The following is a 20847-nucleotide window of genomic DNA, read 5'->3' as shown; positions in this document are numbered from 1 at the left end:
TACACCGGGATGAAACCGCGATCACAGCACATAACGTCACATGTTACCTTTCACGTCATTTGTTTTTAAAACAAGAAGATAGCTGGATAAGCTCGCCTGAAGACTGCTAGCTTTATGACCATGACGCACCCCGAGTGCGCGGTTCAAAAAGAGAGAAAGCTATGAAACGAGCCGTGAACGCCCTACAAAATTTCGGAAAATCATTGTACGGACCGGTACTTATCTTACCGATCGTCGGTCTGTTTATCGCCTTTGGTAACGTGCTGGGTAACGGTAACCTCGCAGAATACCTGCCTTTTCTCGGGCATCCCCTTATTCAGAATATTGGCCAACTGATCGCCAAGTCTGCCGTGTCGGTGCTGGTCAACCTGGCGCTGGTGTTTGCCGTCGGGATCCCGATTGGTCTGGCGACGCGCGATAAAGGCTACGCGGCGCTGATTGGGCTGGTGACCTTCGTGGTGTTTATCAATGCCATGAACGTCACGCTGCAGCTACAGGGCGAGTTGGCCCCTGCTGAGCAGATGAAAGCCGCGGGTCAAAGCATGGTGCTGGGCGTGCAGGTGCTGGAGATGGGCGTGTTCGCCGGGATCCTGACCGGGGCGCTATCCGGTTATCTGTATAACAAATACTCCGGCGTACAGTTTAACGGCGCGATGGCGATTTACTCCGGACACTGCTTTGTGGCGATTGTCATGTTGCCCGTCTCTATGCTGCTCGGCGTGGTAATGAGCGAACTCTGGCCGTACGCTCAGCACGGCATTAGCGCGCTGGCGCTGGCTATTAAAGGCTCCGGCCCGCTCGGCGTAGCCATTTACGGTTTCCTTGAGCGCATTCTTGTGCCGACAGGCCTGCATCATCTGGTTTATACGCCGTTCCTCTATACCGAACTGGGCGGTACGCAGGAGGTGTGCGGCGCAACCTATCAGGGCGCGCGCAATATCTACTTCGCCGAGATGGCCTGCCCGGACGTGAAGCAGCTCAGCAGCACGGTAGTGTGGGACGCGCGCGGCATCAGCAAGATGTTCGGGCTGCCCGCCGCCGCGCTGGCAATGTACATGACCGCGAAGCCCGAGCGTAAAGCCATTGCGAAAGCGATTCTGATCCCGGCGGCGCTGACCTCACTGCTGGTCGGCGTGACCGAGCCGATTGAGTTCTCCTTTCTGTTCGTCGCCCCGCTGCTGTTCGTGGTGCATGCGGTGCTGACCGGCATCGGCATGATGCTGTTCTCGCTGCTGGGCGTTCACGCCATCGGCGCCAACGGGATTATCGACTTCATCCTCTACAACCTGCCGCTCGGCACGGAGAAGTCCAACTGGCCGATGTACATCGTGGTCGGGCTGATCGTGTTTGCCCTCTACTTCGTGGTGTTCCGCTTCCTGATCCTGCGCTTCAACATGAAAACGCCGGGCCGTGAGGATGAAGATCAGGAGACACGCCTTTACAGCAAGCAGGAGTACCAGGCGAAAGGCAACAACGACGGACTGGGCGAGTCCATCGTGGTGGGCCTGGGCGGCCGGGAAAATATTGAGGTTGTGGATAACTGCTACACCCGCTTACGCGTCACGGTGAAGGACGTCGCCATCATCGACGAGCCTCGCCTGAAGGCGACCGGCGCGAAAGGGGTTATCAAACAAGGTAACAACGTTCAGGTGGTCTACGGGCTGCATGTCAAAAAAATGCGAGAAGCCGTTGAGACGTTTCTCTGAAAGGAGCTAAAGATGTTTACACCCCCATTTATTCTGTCGATTGCCGGCGGCGGCAGCACCTACACGCCGGGTATTGTAAAAAGCCTGATGGTGCGCCTGCAGGATTTCCCGCTGGCCGAAATTCGCCTCTATGACATCGACGAGACGCGTCAGAACACCATTGCGCCCGTCGTCGAAAAGGTCATTCGCGACCACAGCCAGAGCATCAAATTTACCGTCACCAGTGACCCGGAAGTGGCCTTCAGCGGCGCGCATTTCGTCTTCGCCCAGATGCGCGTCGGCCAGTATAAAATGCGCGAGCAGGATGAGAAGATCCCGCTGCGTCACGGCGTGGTCGGCCAGGAGACCTGCGGCCCCGGCGGGCTGGCCTACGGACTGCGCACGATCCTGCCGATGGTCGAGCTTATCGATCTGGTGGATCGCTACGCGCATGAGAAGGCCTGGATCGTGAACTACTCCAACCCGGCGGCGATCGTCGCGGAAGGTGTGCGCCGCCTGCGCCCTAACGCGCGGGTGTTGAACATCTGCGATATGCCGGTGGCTGCCATGCGCAATATGGGAGCGATTCTGGGTGTCGACCGCCGCAAGCTGGAAGTGGACTACTTCGGCCTGAACCACTTCGGTTGGTTTACCCGCGTGCTGGTGGACGGCGAGGACAAGCTGCCGGCGCTGCGTAAGCATATCGCGAAGTTTGGCCTGCTGACGGAAGATGCGGCCAAAACCGATCCGCAGCACTCCGATCCGTCGTGGGTTAAAACCTGGCGCAACATCAAGCCGATTATGGATAACTTCCCGGAGTACCTGCCGAACCCGTACCTGCAGTACTACCTGATGCCGAACCAGATTGTGGAGCATCAGAACCCGGACTATACCCGTGCTAACGAAGTGATGAACGGGCGTGAGAAAAAACTTTTTGCTGCTGCCGAAGAGTACAAGCGCACCGGGATTTTATCAGATGCCTTCCACGTGGGCGTTCACGGCGAGTTTATCGTCGATGTCGCCTGCTCGCTGGCCTTTAACCTGCGCCAACGACATCTGGTGATGGTGGAAAATCGCGGGGCGATAACCAATCTGCCGTACGATGCGGTGGTGGAGGTGCCCGCCTATATCACCTCCGAAGGGCCGGAGCCTGTGCGCGTGGGGCAGGTGCCGCTGTTTCATCAGACTCTGCTGCAACAGCAGCTCGCCTCGGAACAGCTTCTGGTGGAGGCGACCATCGAGGGCAGCTATGAGAAAGCCCTGCAGGCGTTCACCCTCAACCGCACCGTGCCGACCATGGAACATGCGAAAGCGATTCTGGATGAGATGATCGAGGCCAACCGCGACTACTGGCCTGCGCTGCAAAAAGCCTGGCAGGACGGCGAACCGGTGAAAAAATAGGGGCTTGCTCGCGAGTTGAACGAGGTTTGCTTGTCGGTGTCAGAAAAAACACCGACAATCCTTTTTTACGGAAAAGAATGGAGGCAACCCATGTCCACCTCATATTTTGTCGCCGCCGACTGGCTGATTGAGCACGGCGACGATCCGGAAGTCCAGATTATTGACGCGCGTATGGCCCCTCCGGGCCAGGAACATCGTGACGTTCCAGGTGAATACCGCGAAGGGCATCTGCCTGGCGCGGTATTTTTTGATATCGAAGCTCTCTCCGATCACACCTCTCCCCTGCCGCACATGCTGCCGCGCCCGGAAGCGTTTTCCGTGGCGATGCGCGAGCTGGGCGTCAGCAAAGACAAACATCTTGTTGTTTACGATGAAGGTAATCTCTTCTCCGCGCCGCGCGCGTGGTGGATGCTGAAACAGTCTGGCGTGGAAAAAGTCTCGATTCTGGCGGGCGGGCTGGCGGGCTGGAAGCGCGACGAGCTGCCGCTCCAGCAGGGCGACGTAACGCTGCCGGAAGGGGAATTCGACGCGACGTTCGACGCTAACGTGGTGAAACGCCTGACCGACGTCCTGGTCGCGAGCCATGAAAAAACGGCGCAAATCGTCGATGCCCGACCTGCGCCTCGCTTTAATGCCGAAGCGGACGAGCCGCGTCCGGGGCTGAAGCGTGGACATATTCCGGGCGCGCTGAACGTGCCGTGGGGCGACCTGGTGTTTGAAGGCGAGCTGAAAACCACCGACGAGCTGCGCGCCATTTTTGACCGTGCTGGCGTGGATTTACATCGTCCGATTATTGCCAGCTGCGGCTCCGGCGTAACGGCCTGCGTAGTGATTCTGGCGCTTGCCACGCTCGGCGTAAGCGACGTCACGCTCTACGACGGCGCCTGGAGCGAATGGGGTGCGCGGGAAGATCTGCCTGTCGAACCCGCGAAATAATGGATAACCGCCTGGCCACGCTGTTAACGCGCGGAGCGTCATTGACCCGCGCGGAGTATCGCGTCCTCGCCCACCTCACGGAGCATCCGCTGCTGGTAGGCAATATCACGGTGCGCGAGCTGGCGCAGGCGACGTTTGTTTCGACCGCCACCATTATGCGGCTGTGTCAGAAGCTGGGGTTCAGCGGCTTTAGCGAATTTATCTGGCACTGCAAGCAACTGCTCTCCGACACGCCGCATATAGCAGCCGAGGCGCAATCCCTTCCTGAACTCCCGGCGCTGTTTAATCAGTTTATCGCCAACTATCAACACACCTTCCAGTGGGTCACGCAGGAGAAGCGCCAGCAGTTTGCCGACCTCCTGCGCCAGAAAGAGAGCTTCTTTCTCTACGGCGCCGGTTTTTCCTATCTCTTTGCCGAGTACCTGACCAAGAAATTACAGGTACTGGGCAAAACGGCGTTCATCTCCGGGCCGGGGGACAGCCGTAATATATTTCTCAGCAACGCCGCGCGCTATCAGGTGTTTATTGCCGTCTCGCGCAGCGGCGAAACGGAGCAGGTGCTGGACAAAGCGCGGATTGCCAAAAACGTCGGCATGACCATCGTCGCGTTTACCCGCGCCTCGGCCAATACGCTGGCGGGGATGGCGGACGTGCACTTTGCCCTCTATGACGAAGCGGTACACTTCGCCGCCGAAGCCGCAGGAGTGACGTCGTTTGAGTCGAATCTGGTGCTGCTGATGGATTTACTGCTGCTGGAAGCAACGGGGTGACACTCACCCCGCCGTAATCAGATAATGCGGTTTGTTTTTAGATCGCGCAGGAAGCCTCCCCAGCGACGCTCGTAGAACGGGGTGATGTGCTCGGTGATAAAGTGGCTGATGCCCTTCTCACCTTTCGTCACCTGACAGATATCGATCGGCTCGTCGCCCGGAAGCGTGTCGGTCGCCACGCTTCCCGCCGCCTGAATGATGTCGTCGATATCGCCGTCGGCTTCAATGCCAATCAGCAAAACAGGCTTTTCGTCAGCGCTCTCTTTGATAGAGCAGAGGAACGCGCGTCTTACTGGTTTCAGGGTTTTGAAGAGCGTGGTCAGGGAATCTATCATCTGCGCAGGCGGCTCGGCCACCTCAGACAGCAGCAGCGTTTCGCCCCCTTCCAGTACCTCCTGGGTGCTGAGAGGGTTACCCTCTTCGCCGATCAGGTGGCTGATTTCACGCGGGGTGAATTCTTTCCCGGTTGGCAGCTTCGCGTTGAGGAACAGCGTCTGGCCCAGCGTCATTTCAAACAGGGTACGCACCGGCATTACCACGAACGCCTGTTCATCTTCTACCGCTTCCTGCAGGGCTTCCAGCGAGGTGAAGAACGGGATCACCGAAGAGCCGTCGTCTTTTTCCCAGTGCAGCAGATCCAGCGCGCTGTCTTCGACAACCTGCTCGCCTTTCGCCGCGGTGCCCGGCACCCAGACGGTGGACTCCAGCAGCGTGCGGAAAAATGCCGGACGGTGTGCGGGCTCGGTCGCCGCCTGCTCCAGCAGGGTTTCTAATTCGTTTTTGGTTTCGGACATAGTTATTCCCGATGGTGCATTTCCCCTCACCCTACCCCTCTCCCCAAAGGGGAGAGGGAATTTGAACACCCTCTCCCCTTTGGGGAGAGGGTCGGGGTGAGGGGCAATGATTACTCAGCCGTCAGCAGGTTCGCCACGGTACGCACGCCCAGACCGGTCGCGCCCGCGGACCACTGCTCAACCGCCGCTTTACGGTAGGTTGCGGAGCAGTCGATGTGCAGCCAGCCTTCATGATAATTCTCAACGAAGTGAGACAGGAAGCCTGCGGCGGTGCTTGCCCCCGCCGGGTATGCAGCGCTCGCGGTGTTGTTCAGCTCGGCAAAGTTGGACGGCAGTTGGCTGCGGTGGAACTCGGCCAGCGGCAGACGCCAGAACGGTTCGTTTTCCGCGGCGGCGCTTGCCAGCAGGCGAGCGGCCAGCTTGTCATCGAAGCTGAACAGCGCATGGTAGTCATTACCCAGGGCGGTTTTCGCCGCGCCGGTCAGGGTTGCCATATCGATAATCAGCTCTGGTTTCTGGGCAGAGGCGTCGATCAGGCCATCGGCCAGCACCAGACGGCCTTCCGCGTCGGTGTTCATCACCTCAACGTTTTTGCCGTTGCGGTAGCGAATGATGTCGCCCAGCTTGAAGGCGTTGCCGCTGACCATGTTGTCCGCGCAGCACAGGTAGAGCTTCACGCGCTTGTTCAGACCGCGGGTGATGGCGAACGCCAGCGCGCCGGTGATGGTTGCCGCGCCGCCCATGTCGGACTTCATGGAATCCATGAACGCGCTCTGCTTCAGGCTGTAGCCGCCGGTATCAAAAGTGATGCCTTTCCCGACCAGGCAGGCAAAGACCGGCGCTTCTTTATCGCCGGTTGGGTTGTAATCCAGCGCCAGCAGGACCGGAGGTCGCTCAGAACCTCGGCCCACGGTGTGGATACCCATGTAGTTCTGCTCGCGCAGGTCTTCACCTTTGGTGATGCGGTAGGACATCTTGTCGCCCGCCACGCCGCACAGCAGGTCAACCGCGCGCTGCGCCAGCTGCTCCGGACCGAGCTCTTCCGCCGGAGCGTTAATGGTGTCGCGCACCCAGTCGATAATTTGCAGGCGGCTTTCCAGCTCTTTCTGACCGGCTTCGTCGAGGTTCGCCCACTCAATTTTGCGGGTGCCTTTTGGGCCTTTGTAGCCCGCCCAGAATGCCCAGCTGCGGTCGGTATCCCAGCCTTCACCTTCCAGGGACACATGCTTAATACCCAGGCCGTCAATTTTCCGCGCGGCGCGCTGGATCAGGCCCAGATCATCTTTGCCCGTCAGGTGCAGGGTAATACCGTCGTTGTTGATGCTGTAGCTGGCTTTCTCGCCCCAGCGCGCATCGGCTGGCTGCGTAGAGAGCGTAATCTTCATCGCTTCGGTCATTTTATTTATCCTTATTAGCAAACGGGCCGCCTGAAGGCAGCCCATAGAGTCTCTTTCCACTAAATGATTCGCGTTGCAGGAAGGCGGCAAGCGAGTGAATCCCCAGGAGCAGAGATAACTCTGTGACTGGGGTGAACAAGCGCAGCCAACGCATCGGCAACGTGAAGCATGACGTGGAAATTATTCTGCTTCATCTAACCAGACTAACAGAATCGCCTCCAGAATTTTTTCATTGGATGCGTTTGGATCGTCGTCGAAATCCTCTAAATCGCAGATCCACTGATGCATGTCGGTGAATCGTACGGTCTTCGGATCGAGATCCGGGTTCGCGTCGTAGAGCGCTTCGCCGATTTCACGGCTGTCTGTCCACTTTAGTCCCATATTAATGCTCGCGTGCGTGGTTGATGGTGTAGCGTGGGAATTCCACGACCAGATCTTCATCGGTCACCGCGGCCTGGCAGCTCAGGCGGCTGTCTGGCTCCAGACCCCATGCTTTATCCAGCATGTCGTCTTCGTCTTCGGTGCTCTCGGCGAGAGAGTCGAAACCTTCACGCACGATGCAGTGGCAGGTGGTGCAGGCACAGGATTTTTCACAGGCGTGTTCCACTTCGATACCTGCACGCAGGGCTACATCGAGAATGGTTTCACCGGTCTTCGCTTCCAGAACAGCGCCATCCGGACAGAGGTCCGCATGAGGCAAAATAACAATCTTTGGCATATTAAACCTCGTCCACGGACTGGCCTTTCAGCGCGACGCGGACAGATTTGTCCATGCGGCGAGCAGCGAAGTCCTGGGTTTGTTTATCAACGTTTTTAATGGCTTCTTCTATTGCGTCAGCGTCATCGCCAACTGCGGCAGCGCTTAAGCGCGCGGCAGCGTCGTCAATCACCTGGCGCTCAGCGGCGCTTAACAGCGCGGCATCGGCAGCGAGCGCGCCGTTCAGGCTCTCCAGCACGCGGGCGGCTTCAACTTTTTGTTCAGCCAGCATACGCGCCTTCACATCCTGCTCGGCGTAGCTCATTGAGTCCTGAATCATGGAGGCGATTTCGCCATCGGTCAGGCCGTAGGACGGCTTCACCTGAATGGACGATTCCACGCCGGTCGATTTTTCCATCGCCGTGACGCTCAGCAGGCCGTCCGCATCTACCTGGAAGGTGACGCGAATATGCGCCCCGCCCGCCGGTAGCGCCGGAATGCCGCGCAGCGCAAAGCGCGCCAGAGAGCGGCAGTCCTGCACCAGCTCGCGCTCGCCCTGCATCACGTGGATGGACATTGCGGTCTGGCCGTCTTTGAAGGTGGTGAACTCCTGCGCACGCGCCACCGGAATGGTGGTGTTACGCGGGATCACTTTCTCCACCAGACCGCCCATGGTTTCTAAACCAAGGGACAGCGGGATGACGTCCAGCAGCAGCATTTCGCTGTCCGGCTTGTTGCCGACCAGAATATCGGCCTGGATTGCGGCGCCCACGGCAACCACTTTGTCCGGGTCGATGGAGGTCAGCGGCGTGCGGCCAAAGAATTCGCCCACGCGCTCGCGCACCAGCGGCACGCGGGTCGAACCGCCCACCATGACCACTTCCAGCACCTCGCTGGCCTCAACGCCCGCATCTTTCAGCGCGCGACGACAGGCCATCAGGGTGCGTTTTACCAGCGGGGCAATCAGGTCGTCGAACTGGTCGCGGGTAATGTCACCCTGCCAGCCCGCAACGTTTACGGTAACCGTCTGCGCATCGCTCAGGGCGATTTTGGCGTCGATAGCCGCATCCAGCAGTTCACGCTGTACGCGCGCATCGCTGCGATCGCTGATGCCCGCCTGCTCGCGGATGTAGTCCGCCAGCAGATGGTCGAAGTCATCGCCGCCCAGCGCGGAATCCCCGCCTGTCGCCAGCACTTCAAACACCCCGCGGCTTAAGCGCAGGATCGAGATATCAAAGGTGCCGCCACCGAGATCGTAAACCGCAATGACCCCTTCCTGACCGGAGTCGAGGCCGTAGGCAATCGCCGCCGCCGTCGGTTCGTTCAGCAGGCGCAGTACGTGCAGGCCCGCCAGACGCGCCGCGTCTTTGGTGCCCTGACGCTGTGCATCGTCAAAATAGGCCGGAACGGTAATGACTACACCGTCCAGATCGCCGCCGAGCGTCGCCGTCGCGCGTGCCGCCAGCGCTTTGAGGATGTCGGAGGAAACACGAATCGGGTTCAGCAGACCGGTCGCGGTCGCAATCATCGGCAGGCCGTTTTCACTTGCCTGCAGCTGATACGGCAGATGCGGATAGCGGGTCTGAATATCGGTCAGCGAGCGGCCCATCATGCGCTTTACGGAGCTGATAGTGTTGGCCGGATCGCGCGCGGCGTTGGCGCGGGCGTCATAGCCGACCGCGTGACCCTGCTGCTGGTAGTGGACCACGGAAGGCAGCAGATGGCGGCCCTGCTCGTCGGCCAGCGTTTCCGCCTGGCCGCTGCGCACGGTTGCCACGAGGGAATTGGTGGTGCCGAGATCAATACCCACCGCCAGACGACGCTGGTGCGGTGCGGCACTTAAGCCAGGCTCACTAATTTGTAATAAGGCCATAATTGCTTCCGAAATTAAAAATCGAGCAGCTTTTCTTCGAGTTGTTCAGCACTGCTTCGCAGTTTATCGAGAAAACGGAGTTTGCGCACAGTGTCTGCCGCTACATCCCAGGTCTCGTTGTTCAGTTGCTCCACCATCTGCTGATGGCGGGTATCGAACATGCCCTTCACGCGCTTAATGAAGCTTTCCAGACGCGCTTCGTCTTTGGCCTGTTCAATCTCATCCAGCTCTTCGCGCAGCTCCAGCTGCTCCATCAGAAACGCCGTGTCGCGCACGGTGTGCTGCTCGCTCGCCAGGTCGAAACCGTGGAGCGAGAGCAGATACTCAGCGCGCGCCAGCGGATGGCGAAGCGTCTGCCAGGCCTGATTGATGGTGGCAGAGTGGGAAACCGCAGCCAGCTGTTCTGCCTGCGTCCCGCTGGCGAATTTATCCGGATGATACTGACGCTGCAGATCCTGAAAACGGATCGTCAGCGACTGGAGATCGATCGGGTATTGAGCGGGTAGTCCGAAGAGAGTGAAGTAATCCATAACAATCTCAGGGGTAGCCTGTTAGAACAAACCCCACGCGCAGAGATCCTGCGGTGGGGTTTCGGATGACGCGCGGTTAAACGTGGAAGCTTTCGCCGCAACCACACTCGTCTTTGACGTTCGGGTTCGTGAATTTGAACCCTTCGTTCAGGCCTTCTTTAACGAAGTCCAGCTGAGTGCCGTTGAGGAATTGCAGGCTTTTGCCATCGACCACCACCTTCACGCCCTTGTCTTCAAACACGGTGTCGTCAGACGCCGGCTCGTCAACAAACTCCAGTACGTAAGCCATACCAGAACAGCCGGAGGTACGTACGCCCAGTCGCAGGCCAAAGCCTTTACCACGGTTCGCCAGAAAAGAGCTTACTCGCGCGGCAGCGCTGTCGCTAAGGGTAATCGACATACTCAAACCTCAATTATTTTGCTTCACGTTTGCTTTTATAATCCGCAATGGCGGCTTTGATCGCGTCTTCTGCCAGAATAGAACAGTGAATTTTCACCGGCGGCAGTTCGAGTTCTTCAGCAATATCCGTGTTCTTGATTGCCTGTGCTTCGTCCAGAGACTTGCCCTTCACCCATTCGGTGACCAGGGAGCTGGACGCAATTGCAGAACCGCAGCCGTAGGTCTTGAAGCGCGCGTCTTCAATGATACCTTCATTGTTGACTTTAATCTGCAACTTCATCACGTCGCCACACGCCGGTGCGCCAACCATGCCGCTACCGACAGATTCGTCGCTGTTGTCAAAAGAGCCAACGTTGCGCGGGTTCTCGTAATGATCGATGACTTTTTCGCTGTATGCCATGATTGAATTCTCCTTATGTACCGATTAGTGATGTGACCATTCAATGCTGTTCAGATCCACGCCCTGCTTGAACATTTCCCACAGTGGAGAAAGGTCGCGCAGACGGCCAATGGAGTTGCGAACCAGCTTGATGGTGTAGTCAATCTCTTCTTCGGTAGTGAAACGACCTAAAGAGAAACGGATAGAGCTGTGTGCCAGCTCGTCGGTCATGCCCAGCGCGCGCAGCACGTAGGATGGCTCCAGGCTTGCAGACGTACAGGCAGAACCGGAAGAAACGGCCAGGTCTTTCAGTGCCATAATCAGCGATTCGCCTTCAACATAGTTGAAGCTAACGTTGAGAATGTTTGGTGCGCCCTGCTCGAGATCGCCGTTCAGATACACTTCTTCCATATCTTTCACGCCGTCCCACAGACGGTTACGCAGCGTGCGCAGGCGCGCCATCTCGGTTTCCATCTCTTCTTTTGCAATGCGGTACGCTTCGCCCATGCCCACGATCTGGTGAACAGGCAGCGTGCCGGAACGCATGCCGCGCTCGTGACCGCCGCCGTGCATCTGTGCTTCGATGCGGATACGTGGCTTACGACGAACGTACAGCGCGCCGATCCCTTTCGGGCCATAGATTTTGTGGCCGGAGAAGGACATCAGGTCTACTTTCAGCTGGCTCAGGTCGATAGGCAGTTTGCCCACGCTCTGGGTCGCATCCACGTGGTAGATGATACCGCGCGCGCGGCACATTTCGCCGATGGTCGCGATGTCCTGAACGACGCCGATTTCGTTGTTAACGTGCATGATGGAGACCAGAATGGTGTCATCACGCATGGCCGCTTCGAGCTCTTTCAGGTCGATGATCCCGTTGCTCTGCGGCGCCAGGTAAGTCACGTCGAACCCTTCACGCTCCAGCTGACGGCAGGTGTCCAGCACGGCTTTGTGTTCGGTTTTGCTGGTGATGATGTGCTTGCCTTTTTTCTGATAAAAGTTGGCTGCACCTTTGATCGCCAGGTTGTCGGATTCGGTCGCACCGGAGGTGAAAACAATCTCACGCGGGTCGGCACCCACCAGGTCAGCAATCTGATTACGGGCGATATCCACCGCCTCTTCAGCATGCCAGCCAAAACGGTGTGAACGGGAAGCTGGGTTACCAAAGTTTCCGTCCAGGGTCAGACACTGCATCATTTTCTCGGCAACACGCGGGTCCACCGGCGTGGTTGCGGAGTAATCGAGATAAATCGGTAATTTCATTGCTCTTTAAACTCCGTACATCGCTTCAATGCAAGGAATCAGGCAACCGGCTGGATGTACGACCGAGTACGCGGGGCGTGACCGCCCCGGCCTGATTCTGAAATACTTATCGTTTTATTACGCGCGTAATTTGACGTCGATAGCGTCCTGCGCGCGGGTGCTGCGTTGTGAATCATGGCTGTGCTGACGGCCTGATACGTCCAGAACTTCCTGGTTATTCACCAGTTCACCGAGGGTGATATTGTTCAGGAAGCCCGTCAGACGGTCGCTCAGATCGCGCCACAGCGCGTGGGTCAGGCACTTATCGCCGCCCTGGCAGCCGCCTTTACCCTGGCAACGGGTCGCGTCCACGGATTCGTCAACGGCGCTAATCACTTCACCAACCGCAATACTGCCCGCGTCTTTACCCAGCAGATAACCGCCGCCCGGGCCACGAACGCTGGAAACCAGTCCATTTTTACGCAGTCTGGAGAACAGCTGTTCCAGGTAAGAGAGGGAGATCCCTTGTCGTTCAGAAATATCAGCCAACGGAACCGGGCCCGCTTCGGAGTTGAGCGCAACGTCCAGCATCGCGGTCACGGCATAACGCCCTTTAGATGTCAGTCTCATGTCTTACTTAACCTCAAACTCGCCCCTGCCCGGGGTTTTTTATTGTAAAATGGGGGTATTGCATAGCAGGGCCAAGTCTGACATTCCTGACTAAAATGGTCAACTATTTACTTGACTGTTTTAGTCAGGTATTTAACCTTCCGTGCCGTATTGCCTGGGTTCGGCCTGATGCCTTCACCCCGGCCCTCTCCCACGGGGAGAGGGAGAAAACAAACCGGCACTACTCTTTATTTTTCTGCTCAATCGACGCCAGAATTCCGCGCAGGATGTTCAGCTCCTGGCTTTCCGGGCGCGCGCGGGTGAACATACGGCGCAGCTTGTTCATCACCTGACCCGGGTGGCCTTCACGGATGAAACCGGTAGAGAGCAGCGTCTGCTCCAGGTGGCCGTAGAAACGCTCAAGGTCGTCCACCAGCGGATAGGCCGTCTCTTCTTTCGGTTCTGCCTGCTTTTCCTGCGTCGCCAGCCATGCCATACGCACTTCGTAGGCGATAACCTGCACCGCCATCGCCAGGTTCAGCGAGCTGTATTCCGGGTTGGCGGCAATCGCAACGTGGTAGTGGCACTTCTGCAGTTCGTCGTTGGTCAGGCCAACGCGCTCGCGGCCAAACACCAGCGCAACCGGCGCCTGTTCTGCTTCTGAGACACTTTTCAGGCCGCATTCGCGTGGGTCCAGCATCGGCCACGGCAGCGTGCGGGAGCGCGCGCTGGTACCGACAACGAGGCTACAGCCGGCCAGCGCTTCGTCGAGGGTATCGACGATCTGGGCGTTGCCGATCACGTCGCTTGCCCCGGCCGCCAGAGCGATAGCCTGAGAGTCGGGCTTCACCAGCGGGTTAACCAGCCAGAGGTTCGTTAAGCCCATGGTTTTCATAGCGCGGGCAACGGAGCCCATGTTGCCGGTGTGCGATGTTTCGACCAGCACGATTCGAATGTTTTGCAGCATAATTTTTAGATGTCTGGATTCAGTGTCTGAAGAATATTCGGGCATATTATCATAAACGGGAGACATAATCCGATCCCGCTGCTATACTCTGCGCCGATTTTCCTGTTCTTTAACATCCAGTGAGAGAGACCGATGCATCCGATGCTGACCATCGCCGTGCGCGCAGCGCGCAAGGCGGGTAACGTAATTGCCAAACACTACGAAACGCCAGACTCCGTAGAAACCAGCCAGAAAGGCAGCAATGATTTCGTGACTAACGTCGATAAAGCCGCAGAAGCGATTATTATCGAAACGATCCGCAAATCTTACCCGCAGCACACCATCATCACCGAAGAAAGCGGTGAACATGAAGGTACCGATCAGGATGTTCAATGGGTTATCGATCCACTGGATGGCACCACCAACTTCGTTAAACGCCTGCCACACTTCTCTGTGTCTATTGCAGTACGCATTAAAGGCCGTACTGAAGTCGCCGTTGTTTATGATCCAATGCGTAACGAACTGTTCACCGCTACCCGCGGCCAAGGCGCACAGCTGAACGGCTACCGTCTGCGCTGCAGCAACGCACGCGACCTGGACGGCACCATTCTGGCGACCGGCTTCCCGTTCAAGGCGAAACAGCACGCGACCACCTATATGAATATCCTGGGCAAGCTGTTCACCGAATGCGCGGACTTCCGTCGCACCGGCTCTGCTGCGCTGGATCTGGCCTACGTTGCCACCGGCCGCGTTGACGGTTACTTCGAACTGTCACTGAAGCCGTGGGACTTCGCGGCGGGCGAGCTGATCGCACGTGAAGCAGGCGCCATCGTGTGCGACTTTACCGGCGGCCACAACTACATGACCACCGGCAACATCGTTGCGGGTAACCCACGCGTTGTTAAAGCCATGCTGGCCAACATGCGTGACGAGCTGAGCGATGCGCTGAAGCGTTAATCCCCTCACCCCAGCCCTCTCCCCAAAGGGGAGAGGGTGTTAAACGGCACCGTACTCACCCACATCGTCACCGCCGCCACCAGCAGAATCACCCCGCCCGCCAGCGCGAGCGTTGTCCATCCTACCTGCCGCCACAGCACCGGCGTTTTATTGCCGCTGAGTTTGACCGCCAGCTGACGGAAGCTGTGTACCAGCAGCGCTAAAGACGAAATGGTGAGAGACGTCCCTGCCGCCATCGCCAGCGCCGAGAGCATGCCCCAGCCGAACACACCAATCACTTTACTGAACAGCAGCACCATGATGGCCCCCGAGCACGGGCGCATCCCCATAGAGAGAACTATCATCAGCCGCGCGCGCCAGTCGTCACCGCTCTGTAATTGATCCTGCGTCGGCAGGTGCTGATGCCCGCAGCCGCAGTGTTCATCATGAACGTGGTGCGGCGTAAAGGTTTTGAATTTGGGCTTTTGCAGCAGCGCGCGCAGCTTTTTCAGCGCCCGCCAGCAGAGGATCAGCCCCAGCACGCCCACCAGCGCATAGCTGCCCTTCTCCAGCCAGAAGCTGCTCATGTGCAACTGGCGCGCGGGAAGCTGTAATAGCGAAAGCACAACCACCACCAGCGCTATCGCCACGCCCCCCTGAAGCAGCGAAGAGGCCAGCGTCAGGCCAATGCTCGATTTCAGCTTCGACGGATGGGTCGCAAGCCAGGTGGTGATGACGATTTTTCCATGCCCCGGGCCCAGCGCGTGCAGCACGCCGTAGATGAAGCTGAACGCCAGCAGAGAACCGCCCGCCCTGGTCGGATTCTCCGCCACCGCCTTCAGCAGCCCGCTCATCTGCTGGTTGACCTCACGCTGCCAGATGATGCTTTTCATCATCACCTGCGGCCAGGCCTGCCACAGCCAGAGCGAACCGCCGAAGGCAAACAGTAAAAAGAGCGCCAGCGGCCAGAGGTGTAACCAGCGGCGCGGTTTTCGTACCGGAGAGGAGATCACTGACATTGTAACGTTACCTTCTGTGCGAACTGTTTACCCAGTTCCATGTCCTCCGGCGGCGCATCTTCCTTATCGAGAGAGACCGCAAAATTCAGCATCTCTTCGCTGGGCTTCGGGGTATGAACCGAAATTTTGCAGGTTTTTTGCAACGATGCCGGAAGCTGAACGTCGCGCTCTTCGGCATAGCTCATGTCGACGTAGTACGTTGGGTCAAAGGTGGAAAACGTATAGGTTTGTCCTGCCAGCGGCTGCGGGTGCGCCAGCGGGAGCACGAACGTCAGCACCGCCTGATGCCCGTCGCGGGACATGCCGTATTCTGTCGGGCGATTGAGGAACTTCACCTTTTGTCCGTTATGCCAGAACTCGGTGAAGTAGTGCTGACCCAGCACGTTGGCCATCACTTCCGCCGCCAGCTTTTTCCAGATTTCGTCGCCGGGCTTCGCGTTGCCCGCATCATAAAGCAGATCCGCCGAGGTGATTTCATCCATCGTCCAGCGCATTTTCAGGCCGCTCAATTGCGTGCCATCGGTGACCAGCTCGGTTTTCAGGCTGATAAAACTGTGAGGATGTGCGCTGGCGGTGAAGGTGATAACCGCCAAAAATAACGCCATCGCATTTTGTTTAACTGTCTGCATCAATTCCTCACGTCAAAAATTCTGTGATGTTCCCCAGCAATCCTGAGTGAAAGGCCTGCCGGCGCGCTTTTCAGCGCCCATCCTTTAGCTATTCTTATCAAACATTCACACTGGATACCCGACAGATGATGACGACGCTTGAAATTCCATCTGTGCTTTCCAGTTCGCAGCGCCGCTGCCAGGTGCTTTTAATGCTTTACCTGCCCGATGCTGCCGTCACCGCACAGAGCATAATCGCTGCCAACGGCGTGGACGACGTCATGGCACGGCAAGATATAGCCGAGACGCGCGATGAAATCCAGCGCTATCACCGGCTGGATATCGTCACGCACCACGACGGCAGCTACCGAATTGAAGGCACTGCCCTGAATCAGCGTTTGTGCCTGCTGCACTGGCTGCGCAGGGCGCTCCGCCTTTGCCCGCAGTTTGTCTCGCACCAGTTTACCCCAGCCTTAAAAACCGCGCTTAAACAGCACGGTATCGCGCGGCCGCTTTACGACGATGCAAACCTGCGGGCGCTGATCGGCTTCTGCTCCCGCAAGCTTCAGCGCCAGTTTGAATGCCGGGACGTCCAGTTCTTACAGCTCTATTTACAATACTGCCTCATCCAGCATCACTTAGGAAACACGCCGCAGTTTTCGCATGCCCAGCGCAGCTGGACCCAGTCGCGGGGAGAGTATTTTACGGCACAGGAGATTGTCCGCCACTGGAAGCGGCGCGTGCCGCAGGGCGCGCACGTGGATGAGCAACTGTTTCTGGCGCTGCTGTTTATGATGCTCCGCACGCCCGATCCGGTGCTCGATAAACACCAGCAGGATCAGCGTTTGCGCCGAGCCATCGTGCGTATGGTGGCCCGCTTTCGCTCCCAGACCGGGATGAACTTCAGCGACGAGCAGGGGCTGACCGATCAGCTATATATTCATCTGGCTCAGGCACTGGACCGCTCCCTGTTTGAGATCGGCATCGACAATAGCCTGCCCGAGGAGATCCACCGCCTCTACCCCCGGCTGTTGCGCACAACGAAAGAGGCGCTGTTTGAGCTGGAGGCGGAGTTTGGCCTGCGTTTTTCCGATGAAGAAATGGCGCTCGTGGCGGTCATTTTTGGCGCCTGGCTGATGCAGGAGTCCGATCTGCATGAAAAACAGGTGGTGTTGCTGACCGGGGAGGATAAATCCTGCGAGGAGATAATTGAACAGCAGCTGCGCGAGTTGACGCTGCTGCCGCTCAATATTCGCTATCTGACCCTGCAGGCGTTTCAGAAAGAGGGCGCGCCGCGCGAAGCCGCGCTGGTTATCACCCCCTACCCTACGGCCCTGCCGCTGTTCTCGCCGCCGCTGATCCACGCGGTTGAATCACTGAACGCGCAGCAGCAAGAGCATATTCGCGCCATGCTGGAATCGTAGTTACGTCCGCGCGGCCACTTTTGGTCGAACAAACATCGCCGGGAGCGCCACCAGCGCCATGACCCAGAACACGCCGTGTCCAAGATGCTGGTAGAGGAAGCCCGCAAAGACCGTCATCACTGCAATGCTGCCGCCCATCGCCACCGCAGAATAGACCGCCTGAAGACGAATCACGTCCCCGCCCTCACGCGCAGCGATATAGCGCATCGCCGCCAGATGACACACGGTGAACGTGCCGCAGTGAAGAATCTGCGCCACAATCAGCCACGGCAGTTCCGTTGTCCAGCCCATAATGCCCCAGCGAGCCACGCCGCACACCGCGGAAAGCAGCAGCAGGTCGCGCGCGCCAAAGCGGCGGAACAGCTTCTTGCTCAGGGCGAAAATAATGACTTCTGCCACCACGCCCAGCGACCACAGGTAACCGACCGCAGAGGCAGAGTAGCCCGCCCCCTGCCAGTAGATAGCGCTGAAGCCATAATACGCCGCATGCGCCCCCTGAAGCAGACAGACGCACGCCAGAAAACGCCAGCTCTGTGCCACCAGGCTCCGCCAGGCGGGCCAGCCGGCGCTCTCCTGATGGCGACTCTCCCCTTGCGGCATCACCGACGGGCGCAGCAGCATCCCAAGCAGCATCGAGGCTATCCCGATACTGAGCAAAGCCAGAATCGCACGGTAGTCGTAAAGGCTGACCAGTTTCCCCACCAGCGCCGAGCCGATCACGAAGGCAATCGAGCCCCACAGGCGCACGCGCCCATAGTCCATGGTGATCTGCTTTTGCCAGGTGTTCGCCAGGGCATCCGTCAGGGGTACCAGCGGTGAGAAGAACAGGTTAAAGCCGACCATCACCACCATCAGCCAGGCAAACTGGTGGCTGACCCAGAAGCAGGCCGCAAAGACCAGCGTTAGCAGCGCCAGAATACGCACCGCTTTTATTAGTAGGGAGGGATCGCTGACGCGGGGTGCAATCAGCAGGCTACCAAGGAAACGAGCCACCAGCCCCGCGCCCAGCAGGATACCGATGGTTTCTGGGGTCAAACCAATTCCCTTGAGCCAGACGCTCCAGAAAGGCAGAAAAATACCGTAGCTAAAAAAGTAGGTGAAGTAGCTGAGCGCCAGCCAGCGCGTGGAATGCAAGACCATGAATCCCTCCCGAAATGGAGGCCATAGTCTGGCGAGAATATAAAAATTAAGCAAGTAGATAGCCTGCTATAAATTAACGAAAAATTAACATTTTGAGCAGTCGTCTGGCTTATGGCAGGGAATGAAAATGTGTATTACGTTTAAATTACTCCACTTGCAGAGGTATTTCTGCCATGAACTCACTACGTTATCTCGACTTTGGTCAGTCGCGTCACCTGCTGCTGTTGATTGGGCGTATCGCACTTGTCGTACTGTTTATTATCTTTGGTTACCCGAAACTGACAGGATTTAGCGGCACCGTACAGTATATGACCTCGCTGGGTACGCCGATGCCCATGCTGGCGGCCATTATTGCGGTGGTGATGGAAGTGCCTGCCGCCATCCTGATCGTGCTGGGCTTTTTCACCCGCCCTCTTGCGGTTCTCTTTGTCTTCTATACGCTGGGCACGGCGATCATCGGTCACCACTACTGGGATATGACCGGTGATGCGGTTGTGCCGAATATGATTAATTTCTACAAGAACGTCAGTATTGCTGGCGCCTTTATTTTGCTGGCGATAGTCGGGCCTGGGGCCATTTCTCTGGATCGGCGTTAAGCCAAAAAAAAGGCCGCAAGCGCGGCCTTTTTTATTTCTGCAAAGCAGAGGAATTATGCGTATACCGGGAAGCGTGCGCAGATATCCAGAACTTTACCTTTAACGCGCTCGATTACCGCTTCGTCATTGATGTTGTCCAGAACGTCACACATCCAGCCAGCCAGCTCTTTCACTTCCGCTTCTTTAAAGCCGCGGCGAGTGACAGCCGGAGAACCGATACGGATACCGGAGGTCACGAACGGGCTCTTCGGATCGTTTGGCACGCTGTTTTTGTTCACGGTGATGTTGGCGCGGCCCAGAGCGGCGTCAGCTTCTTTACCGGTCAGGTTTTTATCAACCAGATCCAGCAGGAACAGGTGGTTTTCAGTCCCGCCGGAAACCACTTTGTAGCCACGGTTCAGGAAAACTTCCACCATCGCTTTAGCGTTCTTAGCAACCTGCTGCTGGTAAACCTTGAACTCTGGCTCCATCGCTTCTTTCAGCGCTACCGCTTTTGCCGCGATAACGTGCATCAGCGGGCCGCCCTGCGCGCTTGGGAACACGGCGGAGTTCAGTTTTTTGTACAGCTCTTCGTCACCGCCTTTCGCCAGGATAAGGCCACCGCGTGGACCCGCCAGGGTTTTGTGGGTGGTGGTGGTCACAACGTGAGCGTGTGGAACCGGGTTCGGGTAAACGCCTGCGGCAATCAGGCCCGCAACGTGCGCCATGTCAACGAACAGGTACGCGCCGATGCTGTCTGCGATTTCACGCATTTTTGCCCAGTCAACGATACCGGAGTAAGCGGAGAAGCCGCCGATGATCATCTTCGGCTTGTGCTCTTTAGCCTGCTTCGCCATGTCTTCGTAGTCAATTTTACCGGACTCATCAATACCGTAAGGGATGATGTTGTACAGTTTGCCGGAGAAGTTAACCGGGGAGCCGTGAGTCAGGTGGCCGCCCTGCGCCAGGTTCATACCTAAAACGGTATCGCCCGGCTGCAGCAGTGCGGTGTAAACCGCGAAGTTAGCCTGGGAGCCGGAGTGCGGCTGGACGTTTGCGTAGTCAGCGCCAAAGAGTGCTTTCGCACGGTCGATTGCCAGCTGCTCTACGACATCAACGTACTCGCAACCGCCGTAGTAGCGCTTGCCCGGATAACCTTCAGCGTATTTGTTGGTCAGCTGAGAGCCCTGCGCCTGCATCACGCGCGGGCTGGTGTAGTTTTCGGAGGCGATCAGTTCGATGTGCTCTTCCTGACGTACTTTTTCCTGCTCCATAGCCTGCCACAGTTCGGCATCATAATCGGCAATGTTCATTTCACGCTTTAACATCCGCATCTCCTGACTCAGCTAACAAGTAAATTTTGGCCTGAAAAGGCAGTCCTGTTGGACGACGGGCAACAGTATAACTGAATAGTTCTGTGATAACAGGTCTTGACAAACGATTTTACGCAAACGTTTCCCTTCACGCCACGCAAGGGTTTGAGGAATAA

The 20847-nt window shown here is 57.6% G+C and carries 22 protein-coding genes; 7 read left to right on the top strand and 15 right to left on the bottom strand.

Annotated features, from left to right (window positions below):
• Positions 1–161 precede the first annotated feature (161 nt).
• The 4 genes from URZ40_RS05475 (at position 162) to URZ40_RS05460 (ending at position 4792) form a co-directional block, all read left to right on the top strand.
• Complete coding sequence (locus URZ40_RS05475) at positions 162–1706, top strand: PTS transporter subunit EIIC (protein ID WP_163330584.1); 1545 nt, start codon at positions 162–164, stop codon at positions 1704–1706.
• Positions 1707–1718: 12 nt separating this feature from the next.
• Positions 1719–3086, top strand: a complete 1368-nt coding sequence (locus URZ40_RS05470) for a 6-phospho-alpha-glucosidase (protein ID WP_316380667.1) — start codon at positions 1719–1721, stop codon at positions 3084–3086.
• Between the two features lie 90 nt (positions 3087–3176).
• Entirely contained in the window at positions 3177–4022 is an 846-nt protein-coding gene (sseA, locus tag URZ40_RS05465) for a 3-mercaptopyruvate sulfurtransferase (RefSeq protein ID WP_320719967.1), read from the top strand.
• A complete protein-coding gene (locus URZ40_RS05460) occupies positions 4022–4792 on the top strand; it encodes a MurR/RpiR family transcriptional regulator (RefSeq protein WP_116343273.1) in 771 nt (256 codons plus the stop codon). Before sseA ends, URZ40_RS05460 begins: the two co-directional genes overlap by 1 nt.
• Before the next feature lie 17 nt (positions 4793–4809).
• Here the strand turns inward: URZ40_RS05460 and sseB are convergent, their stop codons facing one another.
• The 11 genes from sseB to trmJ form a co-directional block, all read right to left on the bottom strand.
• On the bottom strand, positions 4810–5586 hold the full coding sequence (sseB, locus tag URZ40_RS05455; RefSeq protein ID WP_320719966.1) for an enhanced serine sensitivity protein SseB: 777 nt from the start codon (positions 5584–5586) through the stop codon (positions 4810–4812).
• A 110-nt stretch (positions 5587–5696) separates the two neighbouring features.
• The gene (gene pepB, locus URZ40_RS05450; RefSeq protein WP_116343277.1) at positions 5697–6983 is read right to left on the bottom strand and encodes an aminopeptidase PepB; all 1287 of its coding nucleotides are present in this window, start codon (positions 6981–6983) and stop codon (positions 5697–5699) included.
• 180 nt (positions 6984–7163) lie between these two features.
• Entirely contained in the window at positions 7164–7364 is a 201-nt protein-coding gene (iscX, locus tag URZ40_RS05445) for a Fe-S cluster assembly protein IscX (RefSeq protein ID WP_003860650.1), read from the bottom strand.
• 1 nt (position 7365) lies between these two features.
• Complete coding sequence (gene fdx, locus URZ40_RS05440; protein WP_003860652.1) at positions 7366–7701, bottom strand: ISC system 2Fe-2S type ferredoxin; 336 nt, start codon at positions 7699–7701, stop codon at positions 7366–7368.
• A 1-nt stretch (position 7702) separates the two neighbouring features.
• Positions 7703–9553: a Fe-S protein assembly chaperone HscA gene (hscA, locus tag URZ40_RS05435; RefSeq protein ID WP_320719965.1), complete on the bottom strand. Its 1851-nt coding sequence runs from the start codon at positions 9551–9553 to the stop codon at positions 7703–7705.
• Positions 9554–9567: 14 nt separating this feature from the next.
• Complete coding sequence (gene hscB / locus URZ40_RS05430) at positions 9568–10083, bottom strand: co-chaperone HscB (RefSeq protein WP_116343281.1); 516 nt, start codon at positions 10081–10083, stop codon at positions 9568–9570.
• Positions 10084–10159: 76 nt separating this feature from the next.
• Complete coding sequence (iscA, locus tag URZ40_RS05425; protein ID WP_003860659.1) at positions 10160–10483, bottom strand: iron-sulfur cluster assembly protein IscA; 324 nt, start codon at positions 10481–10483, stop codon at positions 10160–10162.
• A 13-nt stretch (positions 10484–10496) separates the two neighbouring features.
• Positions 10497–10883 (bottom strand): Fe-S cluster assembly scaffold IscU, encoded by a 387-nt coding sequence (iscU, locus tag URZ40_RS05420; protein WP_003860661.1) that lies wholly within the window; start codon positions 10881–10883, stop codon positions 10497–10499.
• A 24-nt stretch (positions 10884–10907) separates the two neighbouring features.
• Positions 10908–12122, bottom strand: coding sequence for a cysteine desulfurase (iscS, locus tag URZ40_RS05415; protein ID WP_020883022.1), 1215 nt, complete (start codon positions 12120–12122; stop codon positions 10908–10910).
• Positions 12123–12239: 117 nt separating this feature from the next.
• Positions 12240–12731 (bottom strand): Fe-S cluster assembly transcriptional regulator IscR, encoded by a 492-nt coding sequence (iscR, locus tag URZ40_RS05410; RefSeq protein ID WP_008502158.1) that lies wholly within the window; start codon positions 12729–12731, stop codon positions 12240–12242.
• A gap of 220 nt (positions 12732–12951) precedes the next feature.
• Positions 12952–13677, bottom strand: coding sequence for a tRNA (cytosine(32)/uridine(32)-2'-O)-methyltransferase TrmJ (gene trmJ / locus URZ40_RS05405; protein ID WP_047652688.1), 726 nt, complete (start codon positions 13675–13677; stop codon positions 12952–12954).
• A 132-nt stretch (positions 13678–13809) separates the two neighbouring features.
• Between trmJ and suhB the strand changes: the two genes are divergently transcribed.
• On the top strand, positions 13810–14613 hold the full coding sequence (gene suhB, locus URZ40_RS05400) for an inositol-1-monophosphatase (RefSeq protein ID WP_028014077.1): 804 nt from the start codon (positions 13810–13812) through the stop codon (positions 14611–14613).
• A gap of 5 nt (positions 14614–14618) precedes the next feature.
• On the opposite strand, the gene URZ40_RS05395 is transcribed toward suhB, so the two are convergent.
• Positions 14619–15611 carry a nickel/cobalt transporter gene (locus tag URZ40_RS05395; RefSeq protein ID WP_116343283.1) on the bottom strand — a complete coding sequence of 331 codons (993 nt, stop codon included), beginning with the start codon at positions 15609–15611 and terminating at the stop codon, positions 14619–14621.
• The gene (locus URZ40_RS05390; RefSeq protein WP_320719964.1) at positions 15602–16240 is read right to left on the bottom strand and encodes a DUF1007 family protein; all 639 of its coding nucleotides are present in this window, start codon (positions 16238–16240) and stop codon (positions 15602–15604) included. Before URZ40_RS05390 ends, URZ40_RS05395 begins: the two co-directional genes overlap by 10 nt.
• A 125-nt stretch (positions 16241–16365) precedes the next feature.
• On the opposite strand from URZ40_RS05390, the gene csiE reads away from it, so the two are divergent.
• Positions 16366–17643, top strand: a complete 1278-nt coding sequence (csiE, locus tag URZ40_RS05385; protein WP_316380671.1) for a stationary phase inducible protein CsiE — start codon at positions 16366–16368, stop codon at positions 17641–17643.
• Here csiE and URZ40_RS05380 read toward each other — a convergent pair whose 3' ends face one another.
• Positions 17644–18783 (bottom strand): 3-phenylpropionate MFS transporter, encoded by a 1140-nt coding sequence (locus URZ40_RS05380; protein WP_163330591.1) that lies wholly within the window; start codon positions 18781–18783, stop codon positions 17644–17646.
• A 173-nt stretch (positions 18784–18956) separates the two neighbouring features.
• Between URZ40_RS05380 and URZ40_RS05375 the strand changes: the two genes are divergently transcribed.
• Positions 18957–19379, top strand: coding sequence for a DoxX family protein (locus URZ40_RS05375; protein ID WP_023615984.1), 423 nt, complete (start codon positions 18957–18959; stop codon positions 19377–19379).
• Between the two features lie 53 nt (positions 19380–19432).
• Here the strand turns inward: URZ40_RS05375 and glyA are convergent, their stop codons facing one another.
• Positions 19433–20686 (bottom strand): serine hydroxymethyltransferase, encoded by a 1254-nt coding sequence (gene glyA, locus URZ40_RS05370; RefSeq protein ID WP_320719962.1) that lies wholly within the window; start codon positions 20684–20686, stop codon positions 19433–19435.
• Between the last annotated feature and the right edge of the window lie 161 nt (positions 20687–20847).

This window comes from Enterobacter sp. 296B2 (assembly GCF_034106185.1).
GTDB lineage: Bacteria > Pseudomonadota > Gammaproteobacteria > Enterobacterales > Enterobacteriaceae > Enterobacter > Enterobacter cloacae_N.
Note: the sequence above shows the minus strand (reverse complement) of the source record. Positions and strands in the feature narration are given on the sequence as shown.